This window comes from Streptomyces sp. NPDC102259, from assembly GCF_044766465.1.
Lineage (GTDB): Bacteria > Actinomycetota > Actinomycetes > Streptomycetales > Streptomycetaceae > Streptomyces.
Genome location: NZ_JBIWMA010000006.1, coordinates 285197 through 299122 on the forward strand (window position 1 = coordinate 285197; position 13926 = coordinate 299122).

General features: G+C 69.1%; 10 protein-coding genes and 1 tRNA gene. 10 read left to right on the plus strand and 1 reads right to left on the minus strand.

Annotated elements, in window-relative coordinates:
• Positions 1 to 843 precede the first annotated feature (843 nt).
• The 8 genes from dnaN to ACIRPU_RS17755 all read left to right on the plus strand — a co-directional run bounded on the left by dnaN (position 844) and on the right by ACIRPU_RS17755 (position 10869).
• Positions 844 to 1974 (plus strand): DNA polymerase III subunit beta, encoded by a 1131-nt coding sequence (dnaN, locus tag ACIRPU_RS17720; RefSeq protein WP_355703713.1) that lies wholly within the window; start codon positions 844 to 846, stop codon positions 1972 to 1974.
• A 201-nt stretch (positions 1975 to 2175) separates the two neighbouring features.
• The gene (gene gnd, locus ACIRPU_RS17725; protein ID WP_403867791.1) at positions 2176 to 3051 is read left to right on the plus strand and encodes a phosphogluconate dehydrogenase (NAD(+)-dependent, decarboxylating); all 876 of its coding nucleotides are present in this window, start codon (positions 2176 to 2178) and stop codon (positions 3049 to 3051) included.
• 52 nt (positions 3052 to 3103) lie between these two features.
• Positions 3104 to 4225, plus strand: coding sequence for a DNA replication/repair protein RecF (recF, locus tag ACIRPU_RS17730; RefSeq protein WP_355703715.1), 1122 nt, complete (start codon positions 3104 to 3106; stop codon positions 4223 to 4225).
• A complete protein-coding gene (locus tag ACIRPU_RS17735; RefSeq protein WP_355703716.1) occupies positions 4222 to 4758 on the plus strand; it encodes a DciA family protein in 537 nt (178 codons plus the stop codon). Before recF ends, ACIRPU_RS17735 begins: the two co-directional genes overlap by 4 nt.
• Positions 4759 to 5131: 373 nt before the next feature.
• Entirely contained in the window at positions 5132 to 7216 is a 2085-nt protein-coding gene (gyrB, locus tag ACIRPU_RS17740; RefSeq protein WP_403867795.1) for a DNA topoisomerase (ATP-hydrolyzing) subunit B, read from the plus strand.
• Between the two features lie 42 nt (positions 7217 to 7258).
• Positions 7259 to 9853, plus strand: a complete 2595-nt coding sequence (gene gyrA / locus ACIRPU_RS17745; RefSeq protein ID WP_355703718.1) for a DNA gyrase subunit A — start codon at positions 7259 to 7261, stop codon at positions 9851 to 9853.
• Between the two features lie 18 nt (positions 9854 to 9871).
• On the plus strand, positions 9872 to 10669 hold the full coding sequence (locus ACIRPU_RS17750; protein ID WP_403867799.1) for a DUF3566 domain-containing protein: 798 nt from the start codon (positions 9872 to 9874) through the stop codon (positions 10667 to 10669).
• 123 nt (positions 10670 to 10792) lie between these two features.
• Positions 10793 to 10869 (plus strand) — tRNA-Ile (locus ACIRPU_RS17755).
• A gap of 352 nt (positions 10870 to 11221) precedes the next feature.
• On the opposite strand, the gene ACIRPU_RS17760 is transcribed toward ACIRPU_RS17755, so the two are convergent.
• Complete coding sequence (locus ACIRPU_RS17760; protein ID WP_403867802.1) at positions 11222 to 11587, minus strand: DUF6344 domain-containing protein; 366 nt, start codon at positions 11585 to 11587, stop codon at positions 11222 to 11224.
• Between the two features lie 349 nt (positions 11588 to 11936).
• Between ACIRPU_RS17760 and ACIRPU_RS17765 the strand changes: the two genes are divergently transcribed.
• Positions 11937 to 12065, plus strand: coding sequence for a DLW-39 family protein (locus ACIRPU_RS17765; protein ID WP_003999697.1), 129 nt, complete (start codon positions 11937 to 11939; stop codon positions 12063 to 12065).
• Positions 12066 to 12286: 221 nt separating this feature from the next.
• Positions 12287 to 13663 (plus strand): hypothetical protein, encoded by a 1377-nt coding sequence (locus tag ACIRPU_RS17770; protein ID WP_403867805.1) that lies wholly within the window; start codon positions 12287 to 12289, stop codon positions 13661 to 13663.
• The last annotated feature ends 263 nt before the right edge of the window (positions 13664 to 13926 follow it).

A 13926-nucleotide genomic window follows, 5' to 3' on the forward strand; every position in this document is an offset into this window, starting at 1 on the left:
CGAATCGGCACCGGATCCCGGCTGAACGTCGGCCGGCAACGGTCGTCCGCCGCTCACCCGTTGTTCGATTACCGGCCGGGTTACGGCCACTCTCCACAGATTCGGTGACTTTTTCCCGTCCACACCCTGGGGACTGGGAAGTTGTCCAGACTGTGTCCACAGGCGCGCCCGGTGCGGGACCATCGGACCAGGTCACCAGGCTGTGGATTCGTGGACGAAGGATATCCACAGGCTGTGGACAAAAAAATGATCCACAGGCTGTGCACGAAGTTGTCCACCGGCAACCCACAGGCTGCGGCCCGTTGTCCCCAGCGATCTCCGGCTTCTCCACATGTCTGTCCACTGTTCGGCAACGCGACGCGCCTCCTCACCGGGTCGAGTGAAAGGCGTCACACGAAGGTGCCGGGTTGGCCTGTGGGAAACGTGGGTAAACCTGGGGACGCCGCTGGGGAGAACTCGCCTCAGCCTGTGCACGGTGTGTGCAGAACTTTCTGTTCTCCACAGAAGGCCCTAGTTGTCCACCGCCTTCGCCCACAGGGCCAGTGGATAAAATTCCGCCTCTGAGCTGCGAAAACAGGGTTATCCACCGTTTCCACAGCCCCTACTACTACTCCCAACTAGAGAGAGCGAGAAAACCGTTTAGAAGGGGGTCCTGTGCACAACTCGCTCCTCGGTGCCCGGCTGCCCCTCGTCACGACTTGACCCCGAGGGGCACCGACTGTCAGTGCGGTGCGTCAGACTGGTCCCCGTTGGTCCTGCCCCTCACCGGGGCCGACCACACCGAGACAGACGACGAAGGCCAGGCAGGGCAAGAAGCGCCGGCAACAGCAGGAGGCGGCAAGAGTGAAGATCCGGGTGGAACGCGACGTACTCGCGGAGGCCGTGGCCTGGGCGGCACGCAGCCTCCCGGCCCGTCCGCCGGCGCCTGTCCTCGCCGGCCTGCTGCTGAAGGCGGAGAACGGCCAGCTGAGCCTGTCCAGCTTCGACTACGAGGTGTCCGCGCGGGTCTCCGTGGACACCGAGGTCGAGGAGGAGGGCACGGTGCTCGTCTCCGGCCGTCTGCTCGCGGACATCTGCCGCGCCCTGCCCAACCGTCCGGTGGAGATCTCCACAGACGGTGTACGGGCGACGGTGGTCTGCGGCTCCTCGCGCTTCACCCTCCACACACTGCCTGTGGAGGAGTACCCGTCCCTGCCGCAGATGCCGAACGCGACGGGCACGGTCCCCGGCGAGGTCTTCGCCTCCGCGGCCGCCCAGGTCGCCATCGCCGCCGGCCGTGACGACACGCTGCCGGTGCTCACCGGTGTGCGCATCGAGATCGAGGGCGACACGGTCACGCTGGCCTCCACCGACCGCTACCGCTTCGCGGTCCGCGAGTTCCTGTGGAAGCCGGAGAACCCCGAGGCGTCCGCGGTCGCCCTGGTGCCCGCCAAGACGCTCCTGGACACCGCCAAGGCGCTCACGAGCGGCGACAGCGTCATCCTGGCGCTGTCCGGATCCGGCGCGGGCGAGGGCCTGATCGGTTTCGAGGGCGCGGGACGGCGTACAACGACCCGCCTGCTGGAGGGCGACCTCCCGAAGTACCGCACGCTCTTCCCGACCGAGTTCAACTCCGTCGCCGTGATCGAGACCGCCCCCTTCGTGGAGGCCGTCAAGCGTGTGGCCCTGGTCGCCGAGCGCAACACCCCGGTGCGGCTCAGCTTCGAGCAGGGCGTGCTCATCCTGGAGGCCGGCTCCAGCGACGACGCACAGGCTGTGGAGCGGGTCGACGCCCAGCTCGAGGGCGATGACATCTCGATCGCCTTCAACCCGACCTTCCTGCTGGACGGCCTGAGCGCCATCGACTCCCCGGTCGCCCAGCTGTCCTTCACGACGTCCACGAAGCCCGCGCTGCTCAGCGGCAAGCCGGCGCTGGACGCGGAGGCGGACGAGGCCTACAAGTACCTGATCATGCCGGTGCGTCTCAGCGGCTGACGCCGGTGCCGTGATCCGACCGGTCGTCCACAGGCGGTGGACGACCGGGGCGGTCCCTGGGGAGAAGCCACCGGTGAACCCCCAGGTGGGGTCGTACGTCTGAGCGCGTATGCCCACAGGTGTGCGTGACCGTCCGGGTTTAGGCTCGGACATGGGTACGAGAGTGCCCCACACGCCACACAGCGACCTAAGGAACAACTGATGGAGCTCGGTCTCATCGGCCTCGGCAAGATGGGCGGCAACATGCGCGAGCGGATCCGCCGCGCAGGCCACACCGTCGTCGGATACGACCGCAACCCGGACCTCGCCGATGTCCACAGCCTCCAAGAGCTTGTGGGCAAGCTCAAGGGCCCGCGCGTGGTCTGGGTGATGGTCCCGGCCGGCGCCGCCACGCAGTCGACCGTGGACGAGCTCGCCGATCTGCTGGAGCCGGGCGACGTCGTCGTGGACGGCGGCAACTCCCGCTGGACGGACGACGAGAAGCACGCCGGGGAGCTGGCCGCCAAGGGCATCGGCTTCGTGGACTGCGGCGTCTCCGGCGGCGTCTGGGGCCTGGAGAACGGCTACGCGCTGATGTACGGCGGCGACGCGGAGCACGTGGCCACGGTGCAGCCCGTCTTCGACGCGCTCAAGCCCGAGGGCGACTTCGGCGCGGTGCACGCCGGCAAGGTCGGCGCCGGTCACTTCGCGAAGATGGTCCACAACGGCATCGAGTACGCCATGATGCAGGCCTACGCCGAGGGCTGGGAGCTCCTGGAGAAGGTCGACTCCGTCACGGACGTGCGCGAGGTCTTCCGCTCCTGGCAGGAGGGCACGGTCATCCGGTCCTGGCTGCTCGACCTGGCCGTCAACGCCCTCGACGAGGACGAGCACCTCGACAAGCTGCGCGGCTTCGCGCAGGACTCCGGCGAGGGCCGGTGGACGGTCGAGGCCGCCATCGACAACGCCGTGCCGCTGCCCGCCATCACGGCCTCGCTGTTCGCGCGGTTCGCCTCCCGTCAGGAGGACTCGCCGCAGATGAAGATGATCGCGGCGCTGCGCAACCAGTTCGGCGGCCACGCGGTCGAGAAGAAGTAGTCCACAGGGTCGCCCCGCGATCCACAACCCTGGGGGAGGTCGGCGAACGACCATGCACGTCACGCATCTGTCGCTGGCCGACTTCCGCTCGTACGCCCGGGTCGAGGTTCCGCTCGACCCGGGCGTCACCTCCTTCGTGGGCCCCAACGGGCAGGGCAAGACGAACCTCGTCGAGGCCGTCGGCTATCTCGCCACCCTCGGCAGCCACCGGGTCGCCTCGGACGCGCCGCTGGTCCGCATGGGCGCCGAGCGCGCGATCGTCCGGGCGCAGATCCGACAGGGCGAGCGGCAGCAGCTGGTCGAGCTGGAGCTGAACCCCGGCAAGGCGAACCGGGCCCGCATCAACAGGTCCTCGCAGGTCAGGCCGCGCGATGTGCTGGGCATCGTACGGACCGTGCTGTTCGCGCCCGAGGATCTCGCGCTGATCAAGGGCGATCCCGGTGAGCGACGCCGTTTCCTCGACGAGCTGATCACCGCGCGCTCCCCGCGGATGGCGGGCGTGCGCTCGGACTACGAGCGGGTGCTCAAGCAGCGCAACACGCTCCTGAAGTCGGCCGCGCTCGCCCGACGCCACGGCGGCCGCTCCATGGACCTGTCGACCCTCGACGTGTGGGACCAGCATCTCGCGCGCGTGGGCGCCGAGCTGCTCGCCCAGCGCCTCGACCTGCTCGCCGCGCTCCAGCCCCTCGCCGACAAGGCGTACGAGCAGCTGGCGCCCGGCGGCGGTCCTGTGGCCCTGGAGTACAAGCCGTCCGCGCCCGGCGAGGCACACACGCGTGAGGACCTCTACGGGCAGCTGATGGCCGCGCTCGCGGACGTCCGCAAGCAGGAGATCGAGCGGGGCGTGACCCTGGCGGGCCCGCATCGGGACGATGTGGTTCTCAAACTCGGTCAGCTGCCCGCCAAGGGGTACGCCTCCCACGGCGAGTCCTGGTCGTACGCGCTGGCGCTGCGGCTGGCCTCGTACGACCTGCTGCGGGCCGAGGGCAACGAGCCGGTGCTGGTCCTGGACGACGTCTTCGCCGAGCTGGACGTCCGTCGGCGGGAACGGCTGGCCGAGCTGGTGGCGCCCGGTGAGCAGGTGCTGGTGACGGCGGCGGTCGACGACGACGTACCGCATGCGCTCGCGGGGGCCAGGTACGCCGTGGCCGAGGGAACGGTGGAGCGCGTATGACCGCCGACGAGCCTGCCGCGAAGGGAGGCCCCGAGCCGTCCGGCGTCGACCTCGCGCGGGTGGCGCTCAGGGCGGCCCGTGAGCAGGCACGCGCGCGTGGGGACGCGGCTCAGCAGAAGAAGCAGGCGCGGCGTGGCGGCGGTTTGCGCTCCGGCGCGCGTGCGGACGGCCGCGACCCCATGGCGCTGGGCGCGGCGATCAACCGGCTGCTCACCGAGCGCGGGTGGGAGGCGCCGGCGGCGGTGGGCGGTGTGATGGGCCGGTGGCCGGAGATCGTCGGCGAGGACGTGGCCAAGCACTGCGTGCCCGAGAAGTACGACGAGGACGAGCGGACGCTGATCGTGCGCTGTGACTCGACGGCCTGGGCGACGAACCTGCGGCTGCTCGCGCCGACGCTCGTCGCCCGCCTCAACGAGGATCTGGGGCACGGAGCGGTGCGGCTGATCAAGGTGCTCGGTCCCAGCGGCCCCGTGCGGCGATACGGCCCCCTCAGGGCCCCTGGGAGCACGGGTCCCGGGGATACCTACGGGTGACGTGCGTCACGCTTTTCAGGCCGGGAGGATCCCGTGGGGACCGCCCGGCCTTCGTCTTGTGCGGCTGCGTGCGGGTGCGAATTCGGACCTGACTCCCAAGTAGCCAAGGGTTGACGCCCGGAAGCGCTGAGTGCCTCCGTGAGCCTCTTGGAGCCCCCTTCCGTATATCGGGACCCGGAAGAGACCGGTTGAGGGCGGCACATGAGGACTCAGGTACCGGCAAACCCCCATCAGTGTCAGTGCTACCGGTAGACTGGAAGCCAATCCCGCCCCGAACGTGGGGACCGCCCGGGAGAAGCTGAGCAACGCTGATCAAGGCTTACCAACGCAACATGCCGCAGCCGCTCCGGCAACCTGCCGACGAGCCTGGCTGGTGCTGTGCCAGAAAGGGCGCTTCGTGGCCGATTCCGGCAACCCCAACGAGAACATCCCGTCCACCGACGCCGGCGCGAGCGGCGGGGCAGCCGCCTCGACCAGCGAGGTCACCACCTCGTACGACGCCAGCGCCATTACCGTCCTCGAGGGTCTGGACGCGGTCCGTAAGCGACCCGGTATGTACATCGGTTCTACCGGCGAGCGCGGTCTGCACCACCTCGTGTACGAGGTCGTCGACAACTCGGTCGACGAGGCGCTGGCCGGCCACGCGGACACCATCGACATCACGATCCTGGCCGATGGCGGTGTCCGCGTCATCGACAACGGCCGCGGTATCCCGGTGGGCATCGTGGCGTCCGAGGGCAAGCCGGCCCTCGAGGTCGTGCTGACCGTGCTGCACGCGGGCGGCAAGTTCGGCGGCGGCGGCTACGCGGTCTCCGGTGGTCTGCACGGCGTCGGCGTCTCGGTCGTGAACGCCCTGTCGAGCAAGGTCGCGGTCGAGGTCAGGACCGACGGCCACCGCTGGACGCAGGACTACAAGATGGGCGTCCCGACAGCCCCGCTCGTCAAGCAGGAGGCCACGGACGAGACCGGCACGTCGGTCACCTTCTGGGCCGACGCCGACATCTTCGAGACCACGGAGTACTCCTTCGAGACGCTGTCGCGGCGTTTCCAGGAGATGGCGTTCCTCAACAAGGGTTTGACGATCAAACTCACCGACGAGCGCGAGTCGGCGAAGGCCACCGCCGGGGCGGACGAGGCGGGTGCGGACGAGAAGGACGAGGTCAAGACCGTCACGTACCACTACGAGGGCGGCATCGTCGACTTCGTGAAGTACCTCAACTCCCGCAAGGGCGAAGCGGTGCACCCGACGGTGATCGACCTCGAGGCGGAGGACAGGGAGAAGAGCCTCTCCCTTGAAGTCGCCATGCAGTGGAACAGCGGTTACAGCGAGGGCGTGTACTCCTTCGCCAACATCATCCACACGCATGAGGGCGGTACGCACGAAGAGGGCTTCCGCTCGGCGCTGACGAACCTGGTCAACAAGTACGCGCGGGACAAGAAGCTGCTGCGCGAGAAGGACGACAACCTCACGGGCGACGACATCCGCGAGGGTCTGACCGCGATCATCTCCGTCAAGCTGAGCGAGCCCCAGTTCGAGGGCCAGACGAAGACCAAGCTGGGCAACACGGAGGCGAAGACCTTCGTCCAGAAGGCGGTCTACGAGCACCTCAACGACTGGCTGGACCGCAACCCGGTGGAGGCGGCGGACATCGTCCGCAAGGGCATCCAGGCGGCCACCGCGCGCGTGGCGGCCCGCAAGGCCCGCGACCTGACCCGCCGCAAGGGTCTGCTGGAGTCGGCGTCCCTGCCGGGCAAGCTCTCCGACTGCCAGTCGAACGACCCCACCAAGTGCGAGATCTTCATCGTCGAGGGTGACTCCGCCGGCGGTTCGGCCAAGTCCGGCCGCAACCCGCAGTACCAGGCGATCCTCCCGATCCGGGGCAAGATCCTCAACGTCGAGAAGGCGCGGATCGACAAGATCCTGCAGAACCAGGAGATCCAGGCGCTGATCTCCGCCTTCGGCACCGGTGTGCACGAGGACTTCGACATCTCCAAGCTCCGCTATCACAAGATCATCCTGATGGCGGACGCCGACGTCGACGGCCAGCACATCAACACCCTGCTGCTGACCTTCCTGTTCCGCTTCATGCGGCCGCTGGTCGAGGCCGGGCACGTGTTCCTCTCCCGCCCCCCGCTCTACAAGATCAAGTGGGGCCGGGAGGACATCGAGTACGCGTACTCCGACCGGGAGCGCGACGCGCTGCTCGAGATGGGCCGCCAGCGCGGCAAGCGCGTGCGCGAGGACTCGATCCAGCGCTTCAAGGGCCTCGGCGAGATGAACGCCGAGGAGCTGCGCATCACCACCATGGACCAGGAGCACCGCGTTCTCGGCCAGGTCACCCTCGACGACGCCGCCCAGGCCGACGACCTGTTCTCGGTCCTGATGGGCGAGGACGTCGAAGCGCGCCGCGCCTTCATCCAGCGCAACGCCAAGGACGTCCGTTTCCTCGACATCTGAGTCGGTCTCAGCTGACCGCGTCAGAAAGGATTCTCACCAGCAATGACCGACGAGAACACTCCCGTCACCCCTGAAGAGGGCGGCGACGTCGTGATGCGCATCGAGCCCGTCGGGCTCGAGACGGAGATGCAGCGCTCGTACCTCGACTACGCGATGTCCGTCATCGTCTCCCGCGCGCTGCCGGACGTCCGGGACGGCCTCAAGCCCGTCCACCGGCGCGTCCTGTACGCCATGTACGACGGCGGCTACCGGCCCGAGAAGGGCTTCTACAAGTGCGCCCGCGTCGTCGGCGACGTCATGGGCAACTACCACCCGCACGGCGACTCCTCGATCTATGACGCGCTGGTCCGCCTCGCGCAGCACTGGTCCATGCGGATGCCGCTGGTGGACTCCAACGGCAACTTCGGCTCTCCCGGCAACGACCCGGCGGCCGCCATGCGGTACACCGAGTGCAAGATGATGCCGCTGTCCATGGAGATGGTCCGCGACATCGACGAGGAGACCGTCGACTTCACGGACAACTACGACGGCCGCTCCCAGGAGCCGACCGTCCTGCCGGCCCGCTTCCCGAACCTGCTGATCAACGGTTCGGCCGGTATCGCGGTCGGCATGGCGACCAACATCCCCTCGCACAACCTGCGCGAGGTCGCGGCCGGCGCCCAGTGGTACCTGGAGAACCCGGAAGCCTCGCACGAGGAGCTGCTGGACGCCCTCATCGAGCGCATCAAGGGCCCCGACTTCCCGACCGGCGCGCTCGTCGTCGGGCGCAAGGGCATCGAGGAGGCGTACCGCACGGGCCGCGGCTCCATCACGATGCGGGCGGTCGTCGCGGTCGAGGAGATCCAGAACCGCCAGTGCCTGGTGGTCACGGAACTGCCCTACCAGGTCAACCCCGACAACCTCGCGCAGAAGATCGCCGACCTGGTGAAGGACGGCAAGGTCGGCGGCATCGCCGACGTCCGTGACGAGACGTCGTCGCGTACCGGTCAGCGTCTGGTCATCGTCCTGAAGCGGGACGCGGTCGCCAAGGTCGTCCTGAACAACCTCTACAAGCACACGGACCTGCAGTCGAATTTCGGCGCGAACATGCTCGCCCTGGTCGACGGCGTCCCGCGCACCCTGTCCCTCGACGCGTTCATCCGCCACTGGGTGACGCACCAGATCGAGGTCATCGTCCGCCGTACGCGCTTCCGGCTGCGCAAGGCCGAGGAGCGGGCGCACATCCTGCGCGGCCTGCTGAAGGCCCTGGACGCCATCGACGAGGTCATTGCGCTGATCCGGCGCAGCGACACCGTCGACATCGCGCGCACGGGCCTGATGGCGCTCCTGGAGATCGACGAGATCCAGGCCAACGCCATCCTCGAGATGCAGCTGCGCCGACTGGCCGCCCTGGAGCGCCAGAAGATCATCCAGGAGCACGACGAACTCCAGGCGAAGATCACCGAGTACAACGCGATCCTGGCCTCGCCGGTCCGTCAGCGCGGCATCGTGAGCGCGGAACTGGCCGCGATCGTCGAGAAGTACGGCGACGACCGCAAGACGATGCTGGTGCCCTACGACGGTGACATGTCCATCGAGGACCTGATCGCCGAAGAGGACATCGTCGTCACCATCTCGCGCGGCGGCTACGTCAAGCGCACGAAGACGCACGACTACCGCTCCCAGAAGCGCGGCGGCAAGGGGGTGCGCGGGGCGAAACTCAAGGAAGACGACATCGTCGACCACTTCTTCGTCTCCACCACGCACCACTGGCTGCTGTTCTTCACCAACAAGGGCCGTGTGTACCGGGCGAAGGCGTACGAGCTGCCGGACGCCGGCCGTGACGCGCGTGGTCAGCACGTCGCGAACCTGCTCGCCTTCCAGCCGGACGAGGCGATCGCCGAGATCCTCGCGATCCGCGACTACGAGGCGGCGCCCTACCTGGTCCTGGCCACCAAGGGCGGCCTGGTCAAGAAGACGCCTCTGAAGGATTACGATTCGCCGCGTGCCGGTGGTGTCATCGCGATCAACCTCCGTGAGACGGAGGACGGTTCCGACGACGAACTGATCGGAGCCGAACTCGTCTCGGCCGACGACGATCTGCTTCTGATCAGCAAGAAGGCACAGTCGATCCGGTTCACCGCCACGGACGAATCCCTGCGGCCCATGGGCCGTGCCACCTCGGGTGTCAAGGGCATGAGCTTCCGTGAGGGAGACCAGCTGCTCTCGATGAATGTTGTTCGACCCGGTACGTTCGTGTTCACTGCCACAGACGGTGGGTACGCGAAGCGGACCGCCGTCGACGAGTACCGCGTCCAGGGTCGCGGCGGCCTGGGTATCAAGGCTGCCAAGATCGTCGAGGATCGCGGCTCGCTCGTCGGCGCGCTGGTGGTCGAGGAGACCGACGAGATCCTCGCCATCACGCTGTCCGGCGGTGTGATTCGTACGCGAGTCAACGAGGTCAGGGAGACGGGCCGTGACACCATGGGCGTCCAACTGATCAACCTGGGCAAGCGCGATGCCGTCGTCGGCATCGCACGTAACGCCGAGGCGGGGCGCGAGGCGGAGGAGGTCGACGGCGAGGTCGCCGTGGACGAGCCCGCCGAGGCAGCCACGACCACCGGCACGGACGAGGGTGAGTCGCCCTCGTCCGAGTAGCACGAGGAGAGAGTCATCGTGAGCGGAGCCACGGGCGCCGGTACGTCTGCCGGTACGGGAAAGAACGGCGGCGGCCGTGGCTCCGCCGCGCCGGCGGGGGACGCGCGTACGACCGACGCGCGGGGCGCGGGGGGCGCCGACGGGCGTGCGGCGGACACCCACACGACCCAGTTGAAGGCCATCAAGCCCCCTGCGGCCGACTCGCCCTCACCCTCGACCGACACACAAGGATCGAAGGGCTCCCAGGGGGGAACCGTGACGGACACCAGAGGCACGCAGGGCAAGCAGGAGGCATCGCCGCTCCCCGGTGAGCGGCAGCCGCAGCAGCAGCCCGCCGGGCCCTACCACCCGCCGCAGGCCTACCCGACACAGGCGCCCGCGGCCGGCGCCGGTGCTGGTACCGGCGCCGTACGGCGTCCGCGGACCGGCGCCCGCACCACGCCCCGCGTGCGCAAGGCGCGGCTGCGCGTGGCGAAGGCCGACCCCTGGTCGGTGATGAAGGTCAGCTTCCTGCTCTCCATCGCCCTGGGCATCTGCACGATCGTCGCGGCCGCCGTGCTGTGGATGGTCATGGACGCGATGGGCGTCTTCTCGACGGTCGGCGGCACGGTCTCGGAGGCGACCGGCTCCAACGAGTCGAACGGCTTCGACCTCCAGTCGTTCCTGTCGCTCTCCCACGTCCTGACGTTCACGGCGATCATCGCGGTCATCGACGTGGTCCTCGCGACCGCGCTCGCCACGCTCGGCGCGTTCATCTACAACCTGTCCGCGGGCTTCGTCGGCGGCGTCGAGCTGACGCTCGCCGAGGACGAGTGACCTTTGCCGTCGTAGCGGTTCCAAACCCTGCTGTGCGTCCCGCGACTATCGATTTTGGGACTGCCCACGTCGTGCGCTAATCTTCAGGAGTCAGCGCGCGGGACACACACCGCAGAGCGCGGCGGGGCTATAGCTCAGTTGGTTAGAGCGCATCCCTGATAAGGATGAGGCCACAGGTTCAAATCCTGTTAGCCCCACCAGCACGAAGACCCCCGGTCCTATTGGGCCGGGGGTCTTCTGCGTCTCCGGGTGCCATTCGACCGGTGGGTCATGTGTGGACCGGGGGATACGGATTGACCTGGGGGCTACACGCCGTCCTGAGGACTACGGGGGTGTCCTCACGGCTGCGGGCTTGCGGGCTGCGGGCTGCGGGTGTTCCGAGGGACATGGGGTGTCCTGGGCTGTGGGTTGCCGGTGGGTCGGGGCACGAGGTGCGGTGGCGGGGCACGGCGAAGGCCCGGTGGCTCCTGGGGAGCTGCCGGGCCTGCTCGTGCGGGCTGTACGCAAGTTCGCCGTTACGTCGGGGAAGGCGGCACGTGGCGCGCCGGGCGCTCAGCGCTGGAGCGGGGTGGCCGGCTCGGCCGGGTCCGCGGACTCACAGGAGGCCGTGGTGTGCTCGGCCGCTTCCGTGTCCGGGAGGCCGCGGTGGCGACAGCTGGGCGACTTGCCGTGCGCCTCGGCGTGGATGCGTTGCTTCATCGTGGGGGGCAGGGAGCGGGCTTGGGCCCAGACCCAGGGAGCCGCTACCGGCGGCCACGCCGTCGTGTCCGTGATGGCCGCGCTCTCGCTGCTGCGCGTCGGAGTGGTCAGCGCCGCCGCCGTGGTGGCGGTCGTCGTGATGAGTCCGAGCGCCGTGCACAGCGCGAGGAAGGCGGTGACGATGGCGGTCCACAGCTTCATGACCCGGTTCTCGGGCATGGCCCCTCACTTTCGGGTTGGGCGATTTGCGTACTTTCCTCATGATGTGTATGGGCGGTGCGAAGTGGTGGACCGACGCTCGCGGCGTGGCGTTGTTCTGATGAACACCACCCGTATGGGTGCAAGGGGATCTAAAAGCGGAGAAGTAAGGATCAGATGGGATGAGGACGGGCAAACGTCACCGTCCGTGCGGGTGTGATCACCCTCCGATCGGAGTGGTGTGATCCGCTGCTAATGCGCTGCCGAGGGCGGGAGTTGAGGGGCGGACGCAGGTCACCGATCGGTCTCGGTCGGTGTGTATAGTCGGGCGCCAGAAGTCCCCTACGCCAAGGAAAGACGAGGTCGCGCGGTGAAGAAGCTTCTCCTGGTCGCACTGGCCGCCATCGGCGGGCTCCTCGTGTACCGCCAGATCCAGGCGGATCGCGCCGAGCAGGATCTGTGGACGGAGGCGACTGACTCCGTGCCCACGGGTTCCTGAGTATCGATACCGAAGACTGAACAGACCCCGGCCGCCGCTCGCGGTCGGGGTTTTGTGTTGCGGATCCCCCGGCCCGCGGTTACAGGCGGCCTTTTCGGACGCTCGTACGGAATGCGGGGGTGGCACGCGCGCGTGCGGGGGAGGATGGCCCACGTTCGGTCGAAGGCGAGGGGGCGGGGTCGATGGCCCGGCGTACGGGGCGTACGGGGCGTGGAGCGGCTGTGTGGCGGGCCGTCGAGCGGAGCGCGGTCGTAGGAGCGGTGCTCTGCGTGGCGTCGGCGGTGCTGCCGGGGCAGGTCGCCGTGGCCGCGCCGAGCGTCCCTTCGTACGCCTTCGCCGACGACGTCCGCAGCGCCCCCGCGGCGACGGGCACCACCGGTGCCGCACGTCTGGAGCCCGGCGCGACATACCGGAGTTCCCTCCAGGACGAGGAGAAGGCCTACTACCGCCTCGAACTCGACGGCACGTCGAACGTGTACGTCTCCGTCACGGCGATCCCGCGCGCGGGAGCCACGCTCTCCGCCGGGGACGGGATCAGCGTCTCTGTGCAGGACGCCGACAGCACCACGTGCTCCTCCGACTCCGTGACCGTCGGAACCGCCAGGAGCCCGCAGCCGCTCACCGCCTGGGGAGCGCGCGAACTCCTGCCGGGCAAGGGGCTGTGCCAGAAGGCCGGTACGTACTACGTCGTCGTCGAGCACACCGGCAGTGGCAGCGGTAGTGGCAGCGGTGGAGGGGAGACGGACCTCTCCGCCGCCGACCGGCTCTGGGACCTGGAGCTCGCGCCCGTCTCGGAATCGCCCCTGGCGAAGGCGGCCGCCACGAGCGTGCCGGAGGCGTGGGACTCCGCTACTCCCACGCCGCCCGGGGACGAGCCGGTAGCCGTCCGCGGCGGGGCCGGCTTCACCGAGGCGGCCGCCGTGGAGCAGGGCGTCCGGAGCGACGAGATCGTCCCCGGGCAGACCCTCTTCTACAAGGTGCCCGTCGACTGGGGGCGGCAGCTGTCCGCCACCGTCGACCTGGGCAGCGCGGACAAGACCTCCGGGTACGTGGTCGACGCTCTGGACCTGACGCTCTACAACCCGGTGCGCGCCACGGTCAAGGAGACGGGAACCGGGTACGGCGGCAGCCAGAAGTCGGTCTCGCTGCCACCGGTCCCGCCGGTCAGATACGTCAACCGGTACGCGCCGACCGACCCGACGAAGTCCCTGCGGTTCGCCGGCTCCTACTACCTCGTGGTGCACCTCGCCGCGCAGGTCGCCGAGAGCTTCGGTGAGGGGCCGTACGGGCTGACCCTGCGCGTCCGTCTCGGGGGCAGCACCCAGGCCGGTCCGGGGTACGCGCGGCAGTCGACGCCGCGCGGGTTCTTCGACGTCGGCGAGCCGGACCCCGAGCCGTCGGCCGGCGCGGGTGCGGGGAGCGCCGACGCGTCGGGTGACGGTCCGTCGGGCGGCGACCCCGCGATGAAGGCGGTCGCCGTGGGCGGCATCGGCACCGGAAGCGCGCTGCTGATGGTGCTCGGGGTATGGACGCTGACCGCCCGGCGCCGGGCGGCGGCGGCTCAGATGCGCGTCAACGCCCAGAACCCCACGGCGTAGCAGGCCAGCGCGAGGAACAGCAGCGGCAGCGCGACCTTGGCGGGCGGACCGGCGCGCCCTCGGCGGGCGGCGCGATGCCCTCGGCGCCTGCCGTGCGGCGAGACGACCTGCGGGGAAGGCGGGATCTGCGGGGTTCGCGGGGCGTGAGGGTCCTGAGCGGTGTACGAGGCGGTGGACACGTCACCGCGCTGCCCACGGGTGGGCAACACGAACGTGGGCTCGTACGGGGGCGCGGTCATGGGCCCGGGCGTCGGCGCGTAGGC